The organism is Bifidobacterium sp. UBA6881 (assembly GCA_002451435.1).
Lineage (GTDB): Bacteria > Actinomycetota > Actinomycetes > Actinomycetales > Bifidobacteriaceae > Bifidobacterium.
In genome coordinates this window covers 41902-42655 of record DKCF01000038.1, presented here as the reverse complement: position 1 = coordinate 42655, position 754 = coordinate 41902, and the positions used below count along the sequence as shown (strand labels likewise).

Genomic DNA, 754 nt, shown 5'->3' with positions numbered 1-754 from the left:
GGCAACACCGACGATCCGGTGAAGATGAAGCAGAAGTACCGTTTCCTCGACACCATGCTGGTGAGAATGACCCAATTGCGCGACGAGGCGGCCAAAGGCGGCAGGCAGGCGGTGCTGTGCGGCGATTTCAACATCGCGCACACGCCGCTCGACATCAAAAACGCCAAGGCCAACGAAAAGCATTCCGGCTTCCTTCCTCAGGAGCGCGCCTACGTCGACAAATGGCTGGGCGATCTGGAATTCGTCGACGTGATGCGCGACCTGGCCGGCGACATCCAAGGCCCGTACACCTGGTGGAGCCAGCGGGGACGCGCCTTCGACAACAACGTCGGCTGGAGAATCGACTACCAGTTCGCCACGCCGGAGCTGGCCGAAACCGCATGCGGCTTCGTGATCGACAAGGCGCCGACCTACGATTCGCGTTGGTCGGACCATGCGCCGCTCAGCATCATGTACGACATCTGAGACGCTTGCCATATCGCGGCCGGATATGGCCACGCGCCGGCGCGGATCCGGTCGAAACGGTCGCTCGGCATGGTCCGCGCCGGTGTGTCGCGACTCCGGCTTCCAGCCTGCATTAAGCCTGGGTGCTAGGCTGGTCACGGTTGCAACCGATACGAAATGAGGAACATCATGGGACTGTTTGGATTCGGCAAGAAGAAGCGCAAGAGCGAAGAAGCCCTGAAAGCCGCCGAAGAGAACGACAAGGCCGAGCAGGAGACCGTCGAGGCCGATGAGGGCGCCGACACGGAGG

Annotated in this window: 1 protein-coding gene; it reads left to right on the top strand. The window is 61.9% G+C overall.

What is annotated here, in order from left to right; genetic code table 11:
- A partial coding sequence (locus B3C64_RS03185; protein ID WP_291533673.1) for an exodeoxyribonuclease III occupies positions 1-465 on the top strand: 465 nt, incomplete at its 5' end.
- Positions 466-754: the final 289 nt, after the last annotated feature.